The sequence below is a fragment of the Streptomyces sp. SID5464 genome (genome assembly GCF_009862985.1).
Classification (GTDB): Bacteria; Actinomycetota; Actinomycetes; order Streptomycetales; family Streptomycetaceae; genus Streptomyces; species Streptomyces chartreusis_D.
Genome location: NZ_WWIQ01000076.1, coordinates 253394 through 272980 on the forward strand (window position 1 = coordinate 253394; position 19587 = coordinate 272980).

The following is a 19587-nucleotide window of genomic DNA, read 5'->3' on the forward strand; positions in this document are numbered from 1 at the left end:
CGCTCCAGCAGGGGGGACCCCCATCGCCCCAGCGGCACGACTGCCCGCAGCCATGTCTCCATCGCCCTCGTCCACGGCCCCCCGCGCCCACAGCTTCAAGCCGCCGCAGACGATGAACACCACTCCCGCGATCACCAGGTTCGCCGCCAGTGACGACAGGAACAGCACCACCTCGTCGCCCGGCAGCTTCTCGCGTTCCACGATGCCGTTGACGATCGAGCCGTAGATGCTGATGGGCGAGAAGCCGCCGGCCTGGGCGCCGTGGACGACCATCGCGCCCATCAGCAGCGGGCTGATCCCGTACCGGGCGGCGAAGCTCAGGGCGATCGGGGCGACGATCGCCACCGCGGCCGGGCTGACCGCGCCGATCGCCGTGAGCGCCCCGGTCAGGGCGAACATCACCCAGGGGATGAGCGCCACCCGCCCCCGCACGAGCCGGACGGCGGCGTGCACCAGCCAGTCGGTGGTGCCGTTGGCGCGGGCGATCGCGAAGAGGTACGTGACGCCGACCAGGACGACGAACAGGTCGCCGGGGAAGCCGGCGAAGATGCCGTCCGCATCGAGGTCGGCGACGAGCCCGCCGACCCCGAAGGCGGCGGCGAAGGCGAGCGCGCCCATGTTGACGGAACGGGTGGTGGCGATGACGAACACCACGACGAGGACGAGGATCGAGATGAGTTCAGGGGACATACGGGCTCCCGTCTTTGGGCCCCGGAGCGGCTGGGAGCACCAGGAGAGTGGCCGAGTGGCTGAGCCACTTGAGGTGCGTTGGCTGAAAGCGTGGGTGCGGCCCGGACGCCCGTCAAGGGGGTGCGCGAGAATTGGTTCAGCCACTCGGCCACGACAAGTGCCGGTGTTACGCTCCCGGCGAGAGGGGGACCCCGTGACCGACGCCCTGCGCCCCATGACCAAACAGCGCCTCTACGAACAGGTGCTGGAGCGGCTGCGTCAGTACGTCGTCGAGGGCGGCCTGCGCGCCGGCGACCGGCTGCCGCCCGAGCGCGATCTGGCCCAGCGGCTCGGGGTGAGCCGCGCCTCGGTGAAGCAGGCGATCGTGGTGCTGGAGGTCCAGGGCCTGGTGGAGGCCCGGCACGGGGGTGGCACGTACCTCGTGCGGGACAGCCTCGACACCGAACCGGTCGAGCGGATGGTGGAACGCCGCCGGCGCCTGCCCGATGTCCTGGAGGCCCGGGAGGCGCTGGAGACGAAGCTCGCCGAACTGGCCGCGGAGCGGCGCTCGGAGGAGGACCTGGCCGCGCTGCGCTCGGCGCTCGCGCACATGTCGGAGGAGATCGAGGCGGGCGGTCACGGCGTGGAGGGCGACCGGCTGTTCCACGCGGCGGTGACGGCGGCGGCCCACAGCGGTCTGCTCGAGGAGTTCATGCGCTCCATCGCCGAGCAGATCGCCGAGAGCCGCACCGAGTCCCTCCGTCAGCCCGGCCGCCCGTCCCGCTCCCTCTCCCAGCACCAGGCCATCCTCGACGCGATCGCCGCACAGCAGCCCCGTCAGGCGGCCACGGCCATGCGACGGCACGTCCGCACGGTGGCGAAGGTGCGGTTGCTGGACTGGGAGCCGGGGGAGGAGGGGTAGCGCGATCCGGGGTGTCAGGCGGCCCCGGCGGCACCGGGCGGCACGAACCGCCGGTGTGCCGGCGTGAAGTGGAACTCGGGCTTGCCGGGGAGACCGACCTTCTGCACGGCCGGAGAGAGGCGCTCGGCGAAGAAGCGCTCGAAGTCAGCCTCGGCGTTCCACACGTCGGTCACGTGCAGGGCGCCCGCCTCGAACCAGGCCACGTGCAGGACGAGCCCGTCCGGCACCTGCGCCTCCCAGCGCACCTCGGCCAGCATCGCGTCGTACTGCTCGGGCGTCACCCCGGCCCAGCGCAAGGACAGCACAGCAGCCATGGGAAATCCCTTCCTGTGATCGGTGTCCCGCCCAGTAGACCGGCCGGGGCCGGTCACGGCCCGTGGTCATGGGCCGTCCGGGTCACACCGCCACGACGTCCGCCACCACGCAGCTGACGTTGTCCGGCCCGCCGGCCTCGTTCGCCGCCCCGACCAGGGCCCCGACCGTCTCGTCCGGGGTGCCCCGCGAGGCGAGGAGCTCCCGGATCCGGTCCTCGGCGACCACACCGGTCAGGCCGTCGGAGCACAGCAGGTAACGGTCGTCCGGGTGCGCGTCGTGCAGGCGGAGGTCCGGGACCGTGGCGGCACCGTCGCCCGTCAGGGCCTTCAGGAGGAGGGACCGCTGGGGGTGGGAGACGGCCTCCTCGGGCGTCAGGCGCCCCTCGTCGATCATCGACTGGACGACCGTGTGGTCGTGGGTGATGAGGAACAGCTCCCCGTCGCGCAGCAGGTAGGCGCGGGAATCGCCGATGTGCACCAGGGCCAGCCGTGAGCCCGTCCACAGCAGGGCGGTCAGGGTAGTGCCGATTTCGTCGGCGCCGTCGGCCACGTCCCGGACGGCCTGGGCCGCGCCCCGCACCGCGTCCTCCAGGAGGTTGAGGACCCCGCCGGCCGGGACCTCGTCCGTGTCGAGGAAGCGCAGTGCCTCCACGGCGGCGCTGCTCGCGGGCGCGCCCGCCGGTCCGAAGCCGTCGGCGACGGCGAGCAGCCGGGCGCCCGCGTACGCCGTGTCCTGGTTGGCGGGGCGGACGCGACCGGTGTCCGAGTGGGCGGAGTAACGCAGTTCCAGCATGGCGGTGTCCTTTCCGGACTCGTCCGAGTCCTCCGTCAGGTGATCGACCAGGAACGCGGCGAGGTCCCGCCGTACCGCCGTCTCCGCCTCGACACGCGCCCAGTAGGCGCGGATCTCCCGGGCGGCGGCCGTGGAGTCGCGGTCGTGGAGCCGGCACACCTGGCGGATCTCGGCCAGCGGCATGCCCAGCCGCCGCAGCCACGCCACCAGCCGGGCCTGCTCCAACTGCCCGACCGCGTAGTACCGGTATCCGGTGTCCGGGTCCACCCGGGCGGGCCGCAGCAGGTCCAGCTCGTCGTACAGGCGCAGTGCCTTCGGCGAGAGCCGGCACGCCTTCGCGAACGCGCCGATCGTCAGCATGTCCATGCGATCCCCATGCGATATGTCCATGCGATCCCCTGCGCTCCGCGGGTTCCGCGCGCTTCCCGGTTCCGCCACCGATGCTGGGGCTTCACCAAAGGTGAAGGTCAAACAGGGTGTCGCGGTTCCGGGCCGGATTGTTAGCCTGCGCCGGAATCGATCGTTGGTCCGAGGATGGAGTCGCCGTGGCCGGCACCCCGCGCATAGCGCTCGTCACCTACGACCCCGGTGGCGTGGAGAGCAAGGACCGGGACCTGGCGGGGCTGGTGGACGCGCTGCGGGAGGCCGGGGCCGAGGCCGCCGCCGTCCACTGGGACGACCCGTCGGCCGACTGGGCCGGCTACGACCTGGCCCTCATACGGTCCACCTGGGACTACAGCTGGCGGGCCGAGGAGTTCGCGGCGTGGGCCGAGCGGTGCGGGAAGGTGACGCGGCTGGCCAACCCGGTGGACGTCGTGCGGTGGAACGCCGACAAGAGGTACCTGGGCCGGCTCGCGGAGGCCGGGGTGCCCGCCGTGCCGACCCGCTACTTCGCGCCCGGCGATCCCGTCGAGCTGCCCGCCGACCACGAGTACGTCGTGAAGCCCACCTCGGGGGCGGGTGCCCGGTACGCCGCGCGCTACCCCGCCGGGGAGCGGGACGCCGCCCTGCGCCAGGTCGAGCGGATGCACGCCGAGGGCTTCACCGTCATGCTCCAGCCCTATCTGACCGGCATCGACACGCACGGGGAGCGGGCCCTGCAGTTCTTCGGCGGACGCCTGCTGCACGCCAGCCGCAAGGGCGCGGTCCTCGCGCCGGACACACCGTACGACGCCGAGAAGGTCGCCCACCCCGACCTCCGGCCCTGGGAGCCGACCGCCGCCGAACTCGACGTCGCCGAGCGGGCGCTGGCCGCCGTCCCCGGGCAGCAGGAGCTGCTGTACGCGCGGGTGGACCTCGTCACCGGGCCGGACGGGGAGCCGTGCGTCATGGAGCTGGAGCTGATCGAGCCGAACCTGTTCCTGTGGCTGCACCCGGAGTCCGTGCCGAGGGTGGTCGAGGCGGTCCTGGCCGCCGCCGGCTGAGTACCTTACGCCCCTTTACGTCCTTCCATGCCGTTTTTGGTGTAGTGGTAGGGCCATGCCCTCCGAGCGACGGTCCTGGGCACCGCTGCTCGCGGTGTGCGCCGAGTACTTCATGGTGATCCTGGACGTGACGGTCATCAACGTCGCCGTGCCGGTGATCGGGCGGGAGCTGTCGGCCTCGCTCACCGGCATCCAGTGGATCACCGACGGGTACACCCTGGTCTTCGCCGGGTTCCTGCTGACCGGTGGGGCGCTGGGGGACCGGCTGGGCAACCGCCGGGTGTTCTGTGCGGGCGTGGCGGTGTTCACCGTGTCGTCCGCGGCGTGCGCGCTCGCGCCCGGCACGCTCTTCCTGGTGGTGGCCCGGCTCGTGGAGGGGCTGGGCGCGGCGCTGATCGTGCCCGGTTCCCTGGCCCTGCTCCAGCAGGCCTACCCCGAGCGGGCCGCACGCTCGCGGGCCTTCGGGCTGTGGGGTTCCATGGCGGGCATCGCGGCCTCGGCCGGGCCGCTGCTGGGCGGGCTGCTCGTCTCCACGGTGGGCTGGCGCTGGGTGTTCCTCGTCAACCTGCCCGTCGGTGTGGTCTGCCTGGTGCTGACGCTGCGGCACGTGGCCCGCTCACCCCGGCGGCCGGGCCCTGGACTGGCCGGCGCAGTGCGCGGTCGTGGCGGCGGTGGCGCTGCTGACCGGGGCGCTCAACGAGGCCGGACGGCGGGGCTGGGCCGATCCGGCCGTGCTCGCCGGTGCGGGTCTGGCCGTGTCGGCCGCCGTGGCGTTCGTGGTGCGCGAGCGGCTGGCCCGGTCCCCGGTCCTCCCGCTCGGCCTGCTGCGCTCCCGCGCCATGAGCGGCGCAGCCGGCATCGGCCTGCTGTTCAACTTCGGCTTCTACGGCATGGTGTTCACCGCCAGCCTGGAGTTCCAGCACGAGCGCGGCTACAGCGCCCTCGGCACCGGTCTCGCGCTGTTCCCGGCGGTGGCGATGACGATGTTCGCCTCCGTCCTGTCCGGGCGGCTCGCCCGCCGCACCGGCGACCGCCCGCTGGTGGTCTCCGGGATGCTGCTGGCCGCCCTGGGGCCGGCCGGCTGGGCCGCGGCGGGCGCCGACCCGGCCTACGCGCTGCTGGTGGCCCCGATGATGGCCGCGGGATTCGGCACGTCCTTCGCCCTCACCGGCTCGACCGCCACCGTGATGGGCGCCGCCCCCGCGGCGTACTCGGGGGCCGCCTCCGCCCTGTTCAACACCACCCGCCAGATCGGCAGCGCCACCGGCGTCGCCCTCGGCGGCAGCCTGCTCGCCTCCGCCGCCGACTACGGCACCGGCATCCGCACCAGCATGCTCATCGGGGCGCTCGCCTACCTGGCCGCCGCGGGCCTCGCGTGGCGCTGCGTGCCCGCGCGGCCCCGGCGGCCCGGCCGGGCCGGAAGGGTCGGCGCTCGTCAGCCCTGACGGCCGGTGACGGCCACCCGCTGCAACAGCCCCCAGGTGAACTCCGCGACGACCTCCCACCGGGCCCCCTGCGCGTCCGGCGCGGTGAACGCCAGCCCCCAGCGGGTCGGGGCCGAGCCCTGGAGGGGACGGGCCGGGGCGAAGGCGCGGGCCGCCTCGTCGACCGTGCAGGACCAGGGGGTGAGGTCGTCGAGCGTGCGCAGCTCGGGCCCCGCGGCGCCCGGGGCGCGGACCAGCCACTCGTTCCACACCACGCCGTTCGGGGCGGTCAGCACCTCGAAGCGCAGGTCCGGCCAGAGCGGTACGGGCCACAGCCAGGCCTCGCAGTCCAGGTCGCCGATCCGGCGGGCAGTACGGGACTCGGGTCCGCCCAGCACGGAGCGGTAGCGGGAAAGGGGCGCGCGGGACCGCGGGGAGCGGACCATCGCCTGCCAGCGCTTGTTGGCCTCGCGCATGGCCGCGAGGGAGGCCCCCAGCTCGTGACGGGCGTCCTCCACCAGGTCCGGGTTGTGGTCGGCCATGCGACGCAGCAGCACCAGCTGGAAGTCGAGCGGTGTGAAGGGGCTAGCGGGGCGCTTTCCGGAGGGCATGGGAACCATCGTCGCCCACCGGCGCGGTGCCCGGGCGGCGGCCGTCCGGGAGGAAGAGGACCGAGTTGACGTAGCGCGGGCCCCTGAGGAGCGGGGACGGCAGGACGCGGCGGAGCAGTCCGTGCGAGACGACGTGAGAGGCGCCCGCCTGATGGTCCTCCAGGGGGAAGTTCGCCAGCGGCACCCAGGTGTCGCCAGGCAGGACCCAGCCGTCGTAGCCGAGCAGGGACAGGTAGGTCACCACAGGGGCGACCGGCTGGATGCGGGACTCCAGCTCCACGAAGAGGGCTGGGCGGTCGCGGGCCAGCAGACCCGTCGCGCCGCGCAGGACAGCCGGCTCGTTGCCGTCCACGTCGATCTTGATGAAGCCGACGTTGCGCAGGCCCAGCTCGTCCAGCGTGACGCAGGGGACGTCCAGCGCCCGGCCGTGGATGTCGCGCCGCACCAGCGACGACACGCCCCGGTCGCCCGAATCGCCCGACGGCAGCCACAGGCGGGCGATGCCCGGGCGGTCCGAGGCCGCCGCACGGATCACCCGTACGTTCGGCGGGACGGCGGCGGCCAGCAGCCGGGCCAGATGGGGCACCGGTTCGATCGTCACCACATGCTCGGCCAGGCCGGACAGCCGGTGCGTCCAGGGCCCGTACCAGCCGCCGACGTCCACCGCAGTACCGCAGTGCGGCGGGCACAGCTCGGCGAGCCGCGCCAGCTCCGGTTCGAACCGGGGGTAGAGCGCCCGGGCCGTCGCCGCCACCAGGCGGGTGGGCAGGAAGGGAGCGAGGCGGGCGGCCAGGCTGGTCATGGGGCCATCCTCTGGAGAAGTTCCTCGTGCTCGTCGTCCGGGACCTGCTCGCCCGAGGACGGCAGCAGCTGCGGAATGCCGTCGACGATCGGATAGCGGCGGCGCAACCGCGGGTTGTACAGCGCCTCCTCCTGCCCGGCCTCCTCGGCCAGCAGATGCAGCGGGCCCTTGTCGAGCGGGCACGCCAGGATCTTCAGCAGCGGGTCGTCGGGCTTCATGGGGACGCCAACTCCTTGGCTGGTGCGGAGGGTCGGGGAGCGGGGTCGTGCTTCGGCATGGTCAGCAGCACGGCGACCGCCAGGGCCGTGCCCGCCACCCGCAGCGCGAGCCGCAGCGGCTCGTCCGGCAGGGCCTCGCCGAACGACAGCGTGCCGAGCACCGCCGTGAACAGACTGGTCACGGTCGTGCACACCGGCACGATCAGCGAGGCCCGGCAGCGCTGGAGCGCCGCCTGCGACATCACCAGGCCGAACACACCGGTGAACAGCAGCAGATACGGATACGGGGAGCCCAGCAGGTCCAGCACCGCACCGCCGATCCCGCTGGTCGTCAGATGGCTGGAGACCCCCTTGATGGCCAGCGAACTGACGCCGTACAGCAGGCCCACCGCCACGCCGTACTCGACGCCGGTCGTCGGCCGCCGGTGCCGGTTGCGGGCCCGCCGCTCGGCGGAGCCGTACAGCCACAGCCCGGCCGCCAGCGACGGCACGCACACCAGCAGGATCAACTGGTACGGCGCGTCCTGGCTGACGGTGTCCGAGCCCTCGCGCAGCGACAGCACCACCATCAGCAGCGCGAGCAGGATCGCGCCCAGCGCGTACCGCTCCCGGCCGCTGGTCTCCTCCCCGAGCAGCCGCGCCGACAGCAGCACGAGCAGCACGAGGCCGGAGACGAAGATGCCCTGCGCGGCGGCGATCGGGAGGGTGCGGTACACGACGAGCTGGGCGCCGAAACCGGCCGCGAGGGCGAGGGAGCCGCCGATCCACAGCGGGCTGCCGAGGACGAGGCGCAGCAGCCTGGCGGGCTGCCGGATCGTCACCTCGGGCAGGGCGGTGAGCGCCCGTTTCTCCAGCACGAAGCCCAGGCTGTACAGGGTGTTCGCCAGCAGGGCCGCGGCCACTCCCCACCACATGGGCTAGGTCCTCCTGGCGTGCAGCAGCAGGATCGACGCCAGCTGCGGCCGGGCACAGGCCAGCCGGTCCAGCGGCCGCAGCGGGCGCGGTACGCCGTGGAAGGGAGCGCCTTCGAGCGTCACGACCGTGAATCCGGACGCGGCGACGAACTCCCGCAGCGCGCGGGCGGTGTAGAGGCGCAGATGACCCACGACCTCCCGGCCCGGGCGGCCGTGGATGCCGCGCAGGCTGACCTCCGAGAAGACCGGCTGGACGCCGGCGAGCAGCAGGGCGCGGTTGTACCAGGCGGCCAGATTCGGCGTGGACAGCATCAGATGCCCGCCGGGCCGCAGGATCCGGCGGATCTCGTCGAGCGCCGCGTCCGGGTCGACGAGATGCTCGATCACCTCGCTGAACAGCACGGCGTCGGCCGACTCCGGCGCGAACGGCAGCCCGCCGCCGGTGAGTTCACCGCGGACCGCGTACGGGATGCGGGTGCGGGCGCGCCTCAGGGCGTCCTGGGACCAGTCGACGCCGATGACACGGTGGCCGGGGAGGAGCGGGGCCGCGGTGGCGGCGGCGGTGCCGTCCCCGCAGCCGATGTCGAGGATCGTCCGCGGCTTCGGGCCCGCCGGGCCGAGGGCAGCGGCCAGCATGCGGGCCTGGCGGAGGCTGCGAGGGGTGCCGGAGGCGACGGGCACGGCCGGGTTCTCGTAGAAGTCGCGCAGGTCGCGCGGCTGCACGGGGGAGGTCGTCACGGGCTCACCTCCGTGGTGTGGAGATAGTGCTCGAACAGGTCGCGGAGGTGGGCGCCGTCGCCGTGGCTGAGCAGGGCCCGGGACCAGCGCAGGGCCAGGTGGAGGCGGCCGGCGGTGGAGGCGGTGGTCACGGTGAGGCCGCGCGGCATCCGGGCCGGCGCCGAGAACCAGACGGCGTGCGCGCGGCCCGTCTCCTCGCCGAAGTCCAGGGGGTACGGGATACGGCCGATGTTGCTGAGCAGGGTCGTCGACGTCCAGGGCGCGGCGGCCCGGCGCAGGGCGCGGGTGAGGGCGGCGCGGGCGGCGACCGGGGCCCAGGGGGCGGTGAGGAGGGCGGCGCCGTGGCCCAGTTGGGGGCGGGGCAGGGACTTGAGGGCGCGGGTGCGGGTGGCCGTGCGCTGCAGCAGGGCGGGCATGTCCGTGACGTCCAGCTCCGACGGCAGGAACGGTACTTCGACCAGGCGGGTGCCGTTGCCGATGGGCATCGTGGTGTCGCGGGGGCGGTCGTCGACGGGCATGGTGATGCGCAGGGGGCGGATGGGGGTCCCCCCGCTCGAGCGAAGCCGAGAGTGGGGGAGGGCGCCGTGCTCCCGGTTCCAGTGGGCGATGGTCAGGGCCGTGGTGACCATGAGCTGGTCGTTGACGGTGTAGGGGGAGCCCTTGGGGCGGTGCGGGAGGGGGAGCTCGGTGACGAGCATGCCGTTGCCGGGGGAGGGGTCGGGGGTGCCGGGCGCCACCCGTGCGGGGGGTGACCAGGCGGTGGGGATGTCCGGGGCTTGTTGCGGGGGTGCTGCAGGGGCGGGTGGGGGGTGCTGCGGGGGAGTTGTCCGTGCCGCCGTAGAGCTCTGCGGCGGTGGCGAGTATGCGGAGGCAGGCCGGACCGTCGAGGGCGGTGTGGTTGATGGTCAGGAAGAGGACCGAGTCCACCACTTCGAGCCGTATCGGCGGGGACATCGACAGGGGTGGTGCCTCCGTCAGCGCCCGGGTCCGGGCGTCCTGGAGCGCTCGCGGGCCCGCCGGGGCGAAGGTCACCACCTCCACGTCCGGCTCCGCCGTCAGCTCCCACTCGTAACGCCGCCGGTACCACGGCCCCCGGGCCTCCCGCATCAGGATCCGCGGGTGCCGGTGCAGGGCCTCCGTGAACGCCTTGCGCAGGCGGGTCTGGTCGACGGGCCCGGGGAGGTGGACCTCGATGTGGACCGTTTCCGGCTCCTCCTCCTGGAGGCAGTGCCGGGACACCTCGTCCACCACCGGGAACGGGACGCGTACCGGTGTCGTCATGCGGGCTCGTTCCTCCCCCCAGCGGGCTCGTGCAGGCTTACCAGTCCTGCGAACAGGCCGATCAGCGCCAGCAGTTGGGCTGTCCGGCCGAACGCGCCCGCGCCCGCCCCCACCGGCTCCCCGGCCCCGATCGCGGCAGCGACCCCCGCTCCGGCCAGCGCCACGAACGCGATCGGCACCAGCAGCGCGTGCCGCCTGGCCGCGAGCAGCGCCAGTGCCGGGACCAGCAGCGCGAACCAGCCCGCGATCACCGCACCGACCAGCGTCAGCGCCACCGTGCCGAGCCACAGGCCGGGCAGCGGCGGGGCGGGTTGCGGTGCGTCGGGATTGGGGGCGCGGCGGCGCCAGAGCGCCAGGCCCAGCAGCACCGCGATGCCGGCGCCGCTGCCGATCAGCCCGGCGTCGTACGTGGTGGCCGGTTCGTAGGACAGCTTGACCGTGCCGCCCGCCCCGGCCGGGATCCGCCAGCCCTGCTGCCAGCCGTCGAGCCGCAACGGGGTGAGCTCCTTGCCGTCGAGGGTGGCCTTCCAGCCGTCGTTGAAGTTCTCGTACGTCGTCAGGTACGAGGCCGCGCCCGAGCCGACCGTCACCTCGCGCCGGTCGCCCAGCCAGTCGCGGACCCGCAGCTCACGCCCGGCCGCGGCGGCCTCCGGGACCGTCCCGCGGGTCAGGGTGACGTCCGTCAGCGCGAGCGGGCCGGCATCGCCGCCCTCCAGCCGGTGGTCGCCCGAGGGCAGTTCCACCTCGGTGTCCGCCCGGCCCTGCCGGCAGAGCGTCACCTCGACGGACCGCCGTTCCACCAGGTCCCTCACGGTGCCCTTCGCGGTCGTCTGGTAGAGCTCGCCGTCCAGCGCCACGTCGGGCCCCTTCCCACATGGCAGTGAGAACTTCCGGGTGCCGTCCGGCTGTGGGGTGCGGTACTGGTCGAGGGAGGGGATGTACGCCTCCGTGAGGCCCACGGGGAGGCGCAGATCCTCGTCGGCGACCGGGTTGTGCAGGGTCAGCGGGGCGGTCTCGGTGATCGTGATGTCGAGCCGGTCCGTGGTGATCGGCGGGAAGCGGACCCAGCCGTTCTCCTCGACGCCGGCGATCGTCGCGCCGTCCGGGGAGCTGATGTGCACCTGGGAGGCGCGGGTGGACAGGCCGCCCGCGGGGGCCAGCACCAGTTCGCCGACCGGCTGCTTGCCCTCCCAGCGCAGATGGATCGTCGGCCGGTCGCCCGCGATCCACGCCGTCGTCAGGTCGCCGTCGGTGAGGTTGCGTGCGGCGAGGCCCGCGCCGAGGCTCGCCGTGGAGTCGGCCGTGGCGACGATCCGGGACTGCTGCTCGGGCGCGACCTCGTACAGCAGCCGGTCGAGTTCCTCGCCCGGCACCGGCACCGCGCTCGCCGTCACCTCGTACGTCCCGGCGGCCGGTGTCGTGAAGCGGCGGTGCAGGCCGGCCTCGGTGCCGGTCGCGGAGAGGCCGGTCGGGTCGGAGGTCCGGTGCAGGGAGACGACCGTGGCGTCCGAGGTCGCGTCGGCGGCGTCCGTCGGGAGCCGCAGCAGCCGCGTCACCTGCACGTCCGGCAGGTCGATCTCGGAGAAGCCCGCGCCCGTGAGCCCGGCCCGGCGCTCCACCGAGTCCACGATCGTCAGCTTCATCCACCGCGTGCCGCCCTCGGGCGCCTTGACGCTCTGCGCCGTGCCGTTCGGCCGGAGGAAGCTCGTCCGCTCGCCCTTCTCCGTCTCCACCCGCACCTTGGTCGCCGCCGCCCGCACGCTCTCCTGCGGCAGCGGCGTGACCTTGAAGGCGGACGGCATGTCGTAGGAGCCGGTGAAGCCGATGCGCAGCCACTGCCCGTCCGGCGTGTCCGGCGCGCCCTCCGTCCACGCGGTGTCCGGGTTGCCGTCGAAGGCGTTCACCGGGTCGAACTGCGGCAGGTGGAACAGCCAGTTGCCGTACGAGGAGGCCGTCACCGAACGGGCGCCGCGCAGTTCGGCAACTGTCTGGTGACCCGCGCCCTCGGTCGGCAGGATCTGGCGCGGCTTCTCGCCCGCGTCCTGCTGGGCGCCCGGCGCGTTGCGCTCGTCGCGCGTGTACGTGTACGACGTACCGGCGTTGACCAGGCCGAACCGGGTGTCCGCGCGCCGCATCCCGTCGCCCACCACCTGCACCGCCGGGGTGCCGAGCCCCGGGTGGTTGTCACCCGTCAGGACGGTCGCCCGCCCGCGCAGCCGCGTCGCCAGCGGCAGCAGCGCCTCCGGGCCACCGGACACCACGGCCGTGTCGGAGACCGGCATGAGTCCCGCCTGCCCGGGCCGGAGCACCTCTTGCCCGGCCGGCCGGTAGATCTCCACCGCCCGCTGCCGCGGGTACAGCCCCTCGACCTGGAGCGGGGCGTCCTGCGCGATCCGCCCGCCGGTCATCACCGGACCCAGCCCCGTCACCCGCTCGTACCCCGACTGTTCGAGGGTGCGCTTGACGGTCGCGGTCGGCACATGGCCGATCTGGTCCGGATCGAGATCATTGCGTACGACGACGTAGTACAGTCCGGCTCGGCTCAAGTAGTCGGCCAGGCCCGGGACTTCGGCACCCGACATCAGCGCCTGCTCGACCGCGTCCATCGCGCGCCGGTTGCCGGGCGTGCCGAACGGGACGTAGTCGCGCTGGGCCCAGCGCGACTCGGCGAGCACGTCGAGCGGCTGGTCGATGGGCGAGCCCCAGGTGTAGATGCCGTGCGCGGTCGCCGGGACGACCAGGGCGCGCGAGTCGGGCGAGTACTTCTCCAGCCAGTCGGCCGTGGCCTGCCAGTAGGCGGGGAGCTTCTGGAAGGAACCCGGGTTGAGGATCGAGCCGTTGAGGTACGGCCACAGCAGCCCCGGCAGGATCAGCACCGAGGCGACCAGCGGGGCGAAGCGCCGGCCGCGCACCGGGCGGGCCCCGCGTGGCTCGGCCGCGACGCCCACCAGATGGGCCAGGCCCAGCACGAATGCCAGCGCCAGGCCCGTCTGGAACTTGTAGATGTTCCGGAACGGCGACAGCCACCCGTCCAGCCAGCCCTGCACGACCCCGTGGAACGGCGCCCCGAACGCGCCGCCGTACCCGGCGAGCAGCACCAGCGCCGCGACGAGCACCGTCAGCACGAGCCACCGCCGCTCGGGCATGTCCCGCCGGGCGAGTCCGGCCAGACCGAGCCCGGCCGCGAGCGCCGAGCACACGATCACGACGACCGACGAGGCCACGGCCCACCCCGCGGGCAGCCACGCCTCACCGAAGTGCAGATAGGCGACCCAGTTCCCGGCGCCGCGCAGCGCCTCGGTCGCCGACATGGTGTCCGTCGTCGTCTGCGACGTCTCTATGTAGGGCAGGAAGTTCTCGCCGTAGACCCCGAGCAGCAGCAGCGGCACCCACCACCAGGCCGTCACGACGAGCACGGCCGGGGCCCACCAGGCGATCAGCTTGCGCTGCCGTGGCCCGGGGGGCCGGGACAGCAGATACAGCCCGACCGGCAGCAGGGACGCCAGGGTCGCCGAGGCGTTCACGCCGCCCATGAACGGCACCAGCAGCGCCGACCGCAGGGCCGCGACCCGGGCGGCGTACCGCTCGTTCGTCAGCGGCAGCAGCACCCAGGGCAGGAACGCGCCGGGCAGCGCGGCGGCCGACGTCGACCCGATCACGGTGGTGAACACCGGCCACAGCGCATACGCCACGGCCCCCAGCAGCCGGGACGCGCCACTGCCCACCCGCAGCCGCTCGGCCAGCCGCAGCGCACCCCAGAAGGCGACCGACACGACGATCGACAGCCACAGCCGCTCGGCCAGCCACACCGGCAACCGCACGAGGTCGCACAGCCAGTAGAACGGCAGCATCGGCCACAGATAGCCGACGTACTGGTCCTGGATCCCGCCGAACCCGGCCCGGTCGTGCCACAACTGCCCCAGGTCGGCGAGGAACTGACCCGGGTCGACCGTCACACCGAGCTTGGTGTCGAAGGTCTGCCGTCCCGGCCGCACCACCAGGAACAGCACGAACACCACGGCCCAGAAACCCAGCAGCCAGCGCCGCGACCGCGGGCCCTCGGGCGGACCCGCCGCGGTCGCGGTGGTGGGGACGGCTGCCGGTGGAGGAGCCTGGACCGTGGTTGTCATGTAGGACACCGCCGCAGGATGAGGAGGAGGTTCCAGGTGGCGAACTCGCGGATGCCGGGCGCCTTGACGACGGTTTCCGCGAGGAACGGCCAGTAGCGGGAGCGCGCGGAGACGACCGTGACGTCGTCCCGGGCGCGCACCTGCCGCAGGGTGGATCCGATGTGCACCGCGAACAGGTTCTCGCCGAGCGTGTGCTTGGCGGGCCTGCCGGTCCGCCGCAGATAGCGGGCCCGGGCCCGCTCGGCACCGAAGTAGTGCCACGGGGCCCACTCGTGCCCGCCCCACGGCGACAGCCAGTTGGTGAACGACACGTAGATCAGCCCGCCGGGCCGCGTCACCCGGGCCAGCTCGCTCAGGAACGTCTCCGGGTCGGCCACGTGCTCCAGCACGTTCGAGGAGAACGTGACGTCCGCGATGCCGTCCCGGAGGGGCAGGAGGTATCCGTCTGCCACGACGGCCGAGTCGGGGGGTTTCTCACCGAGTTCGGCCAGGTCCGGTTCGAAGAGGAACGCTTGCGCTCCGCGCCGGCGGAACTCCTCGGTGAAGTAGCCGCTGCCGCCGCCGACGTCGACGACGGTACGTCCGGCGACGGGCCCGTCGTATGCCTCGACCTGGTCGACCGCGTCCCGGGCGAGCAACGCATAGCAGGCGTCGGGATCGTCCTGCTCGTGGAGGAAGGCACGGAACAGGGCAAGAGATCTACGAAACGAGGGGTCGTGTCGATAGGGGCGCGGTGCTGTGACATGTGCGGCTCCGCCGCGTGGGCGCTTCGGCGGTATCACGGAGCCCAGCCCCTCACCGCCTCCGCGGCAACCACACGGAACTGCCGCACAGTCCGATCCCACCGAAACTTCGCCGCCCGCTCCCGCGCGGCCTTGCCCATCAGCTCCCGCCGACGCCCGGACAACGCGAGCGCACACCACGCCGCCGCGAACGACGACTCACCGCGCGCCAGAACCCCGGTCTCACCATCCACCACGGAGTCCTTGAGCCCCGGCACGTCGAACGCCACGGCCGGCGTCTCCCGTGCCGCGGCCTCCGTCACGACCAGACCCCATCCCTCCACGGCCGAGGGATGCAGCAGCAACCATGCAGCGCACAACAGCCGATGCTTCTCCGCCTCCGACACGTACCCGGTGAACTCCACACCGGGCCCGGCGAGTTGCTCCAGCCTTCCGCGCTCGGGGCCGTCCCCGACGATGACCAGCCGCCCGCCGGTGACGGGCCGCACCCGCTCCCACAACCGCAGCAGCAGATCGATCCGCTTGTACTCGACCAGCCGGCCGACGGCGACGAACAACGGCTCGGGGGACCGCTCGGCCCGCGGCCCCGGCTCCTCGACCCCGTTGTGCACGACCCGGATCCGGTCCCGCTCCACGCCGATCGCGCGCAGCGCGTGCGCGGTGGAGGAGGACACCGCGACCAGCAGACTCCGCTGCTGCGCCCCGGTCAGCGCCCAGTGCTCCAGTCTTCGGCCGAGCCGCGCGGCCGGCGCCAGCGGCCCGCCGAAGCGCATCTTCCACAGATCCGTATGGACGTGGTTGACCAGGCACAGCGTGGGTCCGGAGTGCCACAGCGGCGCCAGGTACGGCATGCCGTTGCACACCTCGACCAGCAGGTCGCAGTCGCCGACCTGGCGGGCGAAGGCCGACCGGGCGCGCAGATAGTGCCCGTACGGGCCGCCCGCCGACACGACCCGGTAGTCACGGAAGGACGCGGGGCCCCCGCACAGCAGGGTCACCTGGTGGCCGAGCCGGGTCAGGCCGTCGGCGAGCTTGTCGACCAGCAGCTCGGAGCCGCCGGCGGACGGGTTGTCCAGATCGCGATGGGCGAGGAAGACGATCCGGCACGGATGTGGGGGGAGTGCCGGAAGGTGCTGCGGCGCGCTGGGGGACGCGGCGCGCAGCTGGGACGGTACGTGCTGGGGCATGGGTGCTCCAACTCGTCTCGGGGTGCGGAACTCAGCGTGGGGGAGGTGTGGCTCTGGGGGGTCTGGCTGTGGGGGGCCTGAGCCCTTCCTGGGAGGGGAGTGTGGACGGGTTGTGCTCGGGTGGGGTTGGACAGTTTTCGCCCGGACGTTCTCGACGGCTACTCACCGGCGTGACAATTTCGGGCTTTGTTGGAGCTGACGTCACATCACATCGTGAGGGTGGGCTGGGGCGTACTGGGCGTATCGGACGGAGTGGGCTGCTCCGGCTCCTTCCGCCCACGCGCCACCAGAACGCCACCCACCGCTGCGAGCACCACACCCGCCACACCGGCCCCGATCGGCAACGTCGTGCCCACCAGGCGCAGTTGACCGCTGTCCCGCTTCGCCTGCCGCACGGCCTCCTTCTGTGTCGCGGTCGTGAACGAGATCTTCCGGCTGTCCAGCAGCACCGCCGCGTCCTTCTTCCCGCCCGGCGCCCGCAGCGTCCGCTTCGGTCCGGTCTGCGCGTAGATCACCCGGCCGGTGGCCTGGTCGACGACCAGCTCGAAGCCGTGGTTGGAGTACCACTCCTCGGCCAGCACCTGCGGCCGCTCCGGCTGGTCGACGAGGCTGCCGGGCACCATCCGCGTGCCGGTCCTCGTCGGCGCCACGGAGCCGGTGAACTTGTAGCCCGTGTAGCCCTGTATTTTCTCGGTGCCCCGGTAGCGCAGGACGACCGTGTCGCCGAGGGTGTTGTCCCACCACTGGTACGAGCGTTTCTGCACGTCGAAGGGGAACTTCAGATAGGCCTCGCCCTCGATGTACGGCTTCTCGCCGCAGCAGTGCACGGGCCGGGTGGTCTTCCGGTCCATCACCCAGCGGTGGGGGACGAAGTCCAGCGCGTCGTGCGGGTCGGCGGCCGGCAGCGAGTTGTCGGTGTCGACCGTGGTCGTCACGTCCCAGACGGCGTTGCCGCTGCGTTCGCTGTCCTCGACGTTGCCCCGCACCCGCTGGGTCACCGTGATCTTCCGGTCGGGCACCGTCTCGATCCGGTCAGTGTCGAAGACGCTGCCCCGGCCGGTGTAGACGGCGGTCGTGTCGATGTCGATCGGGTTCACCGCGGCACGCGGCTGGACGTACCAGGCGAGCAGTGGCGCCAGCACCAGCAGGAACGTGCCGAGACCCAGCAGGACCAGGGAAAAGGGAGAGGTTGTACGGCGCATCCGGGCACTCCAGTGGCTTGGGACGGCTCGACGTACGAGAGGGCCGGCACGGCGGAGAGAACAGCGCGTGCGGCTGGGCCGGGAACCGTAGGCCGCTCTTGACGGGGTGTCAATGCTTGTCGACACTGGGCGCGACAGGCAGGGACGGGGTGCCGGGGTGGGGACGACCTCCGGACGATCTCCGGACGAATCCGGACAGAGAGGCTGACCCTGCGATGTCCAGACTGCTCGCTGCCGCGCTGACCGTCGCGCTCGCCGCCGCCCTCGCCGTGGGCGCCGCGCTGGGCGTGGTCGCGCTGCTCGAAGCCACACCCGACCAGCCGAACACCCCCCTGATCACGTACGAACAAGCCGGCCAGGGGAGTTGAGCCGGTGACGGCCGCCCGCACCGGAACCGTCACGACACGCTCGGCCTGGCACGACGTACCGCGCTTCCAGGTACGCCGGTTCGCGGCGATCGCCATGGCCGAGGCGCCCGCGCTCGCGGAGGAGATCCTCTGCGAGATCCAGCGCGAATACCCCCATCTGCCCGTCGTCCTCGACGACTCCGGCGAGCCCATGGCCCTGGTCGGCATCCGCCGCGCCATCGAGGTCTTCGTGCAGCATCTGGAGCACTCGGAGGGCCGGCCCACCGTCCCGCCCGGTGTCTTCCAGGACTTCGGCCGCGGGGAGGGCCTCAACGGCCGCTCGCTCGACTCCCTCCAGGCCATCTACCGCATGGGCGTACGCCTGGCCTGGAGACGCTTCGCCGACATCGGCCAGCGCGTGGAGATCCCGCCCCCGGCGATGTACGAACTCGTCGACGCGGGCTACGAGTACCTGGACGGCCTGGTCGACCAGTCCGTACGCGGCTACGCCGAGGCCGCGGCCCGCCAGGCCGGGGAACGCCTGCGCCTCCAGCGCCGCCTGATGGAGCTGCTGCTGGCCGAGCACCACCGCGGCGACCCCGCCGAGGCCCTGACCGAACGGGCCGCCCGGATCGGCTGGCCCTTGCCCGAGAAGGTCGCGGTCGGCGTCCTGCTGCGTCCCGCCCGGGAGGCCATGGCCCCCGCGGTCGGGCAGGGCGTGCTGCTCGACATGGAGTACGAGCAGCCCCGCATGGTCGTGCCCGAACCGGACGCGGCGGGCCGCCCCGAGCTCCTGCACCGGGCCCTGGCCGGCTGGTCCGGCGCGATCGGCCCGCCGGTCCCGCTCACCGACGCGGCGAAGTCGCTGCGCTGGGCCGAGGCCGCCGTACGCCTCATGGAGCGGGACCTGCTCCCCTCGGGCGAGGTCCTCTACTGCACGGAGCACACCGAGGCGCTGGTCCTCCTCCAGCCCGAGGAACTGATCGACGACCTGGCCCTGAGGTGCCTGGCCCCCCTGACCCACTGCGGCCCCACCCACGGCCGCCGCCTCGCGGAAACCCTCCTGGCCTGGCTGGAGACCCGAGGTGGAGCACCCGAGGTCGCGGCCCGGCTCGGCGTCCACCCCCAGACGGTCCGCTACCGGCTCCGCCAGATCCGGGAACTGTGGGGCGACGAGATCGACGACCCCGACCGCCGCTTCGAACTGGAACTGGTACTGCGGGCGCAGCGGCTGCGGGGGGAGTTGGGGGCGGTGCGGGGGCGGCGGTGAGCGGGGCCGGCGCACCGGGCGAAGCTCACGGCCACCGCACTGTCACACCGCGGCCCGCTCCTTCGCCGCGGCCCGCCCGGATGCCGGAGCGTCCAGGTGGGCCACCACCGAGGTGTAGAACCGGTGCACGGCGTCGTCGACGCTGCGGATGAAGCCGGACTCGGCGTTGCCCCGGCCGCTGCCCATGCCCTTGAAGAGGGACAGCCGGAACCCGGTGATCCGCAGGTTGCTCTCCTTGGGCAGCAGTTGCACGCTGCCGTCGGCGGCGACGGGGTTGTTGTAGAAGTAGAAGTCGGCGTCGCTGCGGACCTTGCCGTTCGCGTCCAGCAGCAGCACGGAAACGTCGGCGTCGCCCTCACCGGTCGGACTGGACCAGCCCAGGCTGACGATCGCGGAACCGACGTTCTCGCTCAGGGCCGTCAAAGAGACGTTCGAGCCCATGGTCATGTCGTGCACAGAGTTCCCCCACCCTTGCGACACCTGTGACGTGCCGCACACTGGGCACTCTAATGTGCACGCAACGTGCTCGTGGTGTGCTCGTGGGTTTCCGCCCGCGGTGCCGCTGCCCATTGCCCGGGCAAACCTCTATGGCTAGCCT

General features: G+C 73.0%; 16 protein-coding genes and 3 pseudogenes. 5 read left to right on the top strand and 14 right to left on the bottom strand.

The genetic code is table 11. From position 1 onward, the window contains the following. On the bottom strand, positions 1–690 hold a 690-nt coding region (locus GTY47_RS38570; RefSeq protein ID WP_010042279.1), incomplete at its 3' end, for an SLC13 family permease. 193 nt (positions 691–883) lie between these two features. On the opposite strand from GTY47_RS38570, the gene GTY47_RS38575 reads away from it, so the two are divergent. Further along, positions 884–1591 (top strand): FadR/GntR family transcriptional regulator, encoded by a 708-nt coding sequence (locus GTY47_RS38575; RefSeq protein WP_010042281.1) that lies wholly within the window; start codon positions 884–886, stop codon positions 1589–1591. 14 nt (positions 1592–1605) lie between these two features. Here GTY47_RS38575 and GTY47_RS38580 read toward each other — a convergent pair whose 3' ends face one another. Together GTY47_RS38580 and GTY47_RS38585 are read right to left on the bottom strand one after the other, a co-directional pair. Beyond that, positions 1606–1905, bottom strand: a complete 300-nt coding sequence (locus tag GTY47_RS38580; protein ID WP_010042283.1) for a hypothetical protein — start codon at positions 1903–1905, stop codon at positions 1606–1608. An 82-nt stretch (positions 1906–1987) separates the two neighbouring features. Beyond that, positions 1988–3064, bottom strand: a complete 1077-nt coding sequence (locus GTY47_RS38585; RefSeq protein WP_010042285.1) for a MerR family transcriptional regulator — start codon at positions 3062–3064, stop codon at positions 1988–1990. Positions 3065–3243: 179 nt separating this feature from the next. On the opposite strand from GTY47_RS38585, the gene GTY47_RS38590 reads away from it, so the two are divergent. Then, positions 3244–4122 (top strand): hypothetical protein, encoded by an 879-nt coding sequence (locus GTY47_RS38590; RefSeq protein ID WP_010042287.1) that lies wholly within the window; start codon positions 3244–3246, stop codon positions 4120–4122. A gap of 55 nt (positions 4123–4177) precedes the next feature. Beyond that, positions 4178–5567 (top strand): annotated as a pseudogene (locus GTY47_RS38595) (MFS transporter). Here GTY47_RS38595 and GTY47_RS38600 read toward each other — a convergent pair. The 10 genes and pseudogenes from GTY47_RS38600 to GTY47_RS38645 all read right to left on the bottom strand — a co-directional run bounded on the left by GTY47_RS38600 (position 5558) and on the right by GTY47_RS38645 (position 17372). Beyond that, positions 5558–6166 (bottom strand): hypothetical protein, encoded by a 609-nt coding sequence (locus tag GTY47_RS38600; RefSeq protein ID WP_040903445.1) that lies wholly within the window; start codon positions 6164–6166, stop codon positions 5558–5560. The pseudogene GTY47_RS38595 and the gene GTY47_RS38600 sit on opposite strands and share 10 nt — an antisense overlap. Continuing rightward, positions 6132–6959: an FkbM family methyltransferase gene (locus tag GTY47_RS38605; protein ID WP_010042296.1), complete on the bottom strand. Its 828-nt coding sequence runs from the start codon at positions 6957–6959 to the stop codon at positions 6132–6134. Before GTY47_RS38605 ends, GTY47_RS38600 begins: the two co-directional genes overlap by 35 nt. Then, on the bottom strand, positions 6956–7177 hold the full coding sequence (locus GTY47_RS38610) for a Trm112 family protein (protein WP_010042297.1): 222 nt from the start codon (positions 7175–7177) through the stop codon (positions 6956–6958). The genes GTY47_RS38605 and GTY47_RS38610 overlap by 4 nt, the downstream gene beginning before the upstream one ends. After that, a complete protein-coding gene (locus GTY47_RS38615) occupies positions 7174–8079 on the bottom strand; it encodes a hypothetical protein (RefSeq protein ID WP_029181348.1) in 906 nt (301 codons plus the stop codon). The genes GTY47_RS38610 and GTY47_RS38615 overlap by 4 nt, the downstream gene beginning before the upstream one ends. A gap of 15 nt (positions 8080–8094) precedes the next feature. Continuing rightward, positions 8095–8829: a class I SAM-dependent methyltransferase gene (locus GTY47_RS38620; protein WP_010042301.1), complete on the bottom strand. Its 735-nt coding sequence runs from the start codon at positions 8827–8829 to the stop codon at positions 8095–8097. Beyond that, positions 8826–10110: pseudogene (locus GTY47_RS38625) on the bottom strand (condensation protein). The gene GTY47_RS38620 and the pseudogene GTY47_RS38625 overlap by 4 nt, the downstream one beginning before the upstream one ends. After that, complete coding sequence (locus GTY47_RS38630) at positions 10107–14240, bottom strand: alpha-(1->3)-arabinofuranosyltransferase (RefSeq protein WP_010042305.1); 4134 nt, start codon at positions 14238–14240, stop codon at positions 10107–10109. The pseudogene GTY47_RS38625 and the gene GTY47_RS38630 overlap by 4 nt, the downstream one beginning before the upstream one ends. Continuing rightward, complete coding sequence (locus GTY47_RS38635) at positions 14237–14929, bottom strand: class I SAM-dependent methyltransferase (protein WP_029181350.1); 693 nt, start codon at positions 14927–14929, stop codon at positions 14237–14239. Before GTY47_RS38635 ends, GTY47_RS38630 begins: the two co-directional genes overlap by 4 nt. 89 nt (positions 14930–15018) lie before the next feature. Then, positions 15019–16170, bottom strand: a complete 1152-nt coding sequence (locus tag GTY47_RS38640; RefSeq protein ID WP_010042310.1) for a glycosyltransferase family 4 protein — start codon at positions 16168–16170, stop codon at positions 15019–15021. A 206-nt stretch (positions 16171–16376) separates the two neighbouring features. Next, complete coding sequence (locus GTY47_RS38645) at positions 16377–17372, bottom strand: DUF3068 domain-containing protein (RefSeq protein WP_010042312.1); 996 nt, start codon at positions 17370–17372, stop codon at positions 16377–16379. Between the two features lie 215 nt (positions 17373–17587). On the opposite strand from GTY47_RS38645, the gene GTY47_RS40555 reads away from it, so the two are divergent. Together GTY47_RS40555 and GTY47_RS38650 are read left to right on the top strand one after the other, a co-directional pair. Then, positions 17588–17740, top strand: coding sequence for a hypothetical protein (locus tag GTY47_RS40555; protein WP_010042314.1), 153 nt, complete (start codon positions 17588–17590; stop codon positions 17738–17740). Between the two features lie 4 nt (positions 17741–17744). Next, on the top strand, positions 17745–18989 hold the full coding sequence (locus GTY47_RS38650) for a helix-turn-helix domain-containing protein (RefSeq protein WP_010042320.1): 1245 nt from the start codon (positions 17745–17747) through the stop codon (positions 18987–18989). Between the two features lie 240 nt (positions 18990–19229). On the opposite strand, the pseudogene GTY47_RS40560 reads toward GTY47_RS38650, so the two are convergent. Beyond that, a pseudogene (locus tag GTY47_RS40560) lies at positions 19230–19436 on the bottom strand (TerD family protein); the annotation flags it as partial. Positions 19437–19587: the final 151 nt, after the last annotated feature.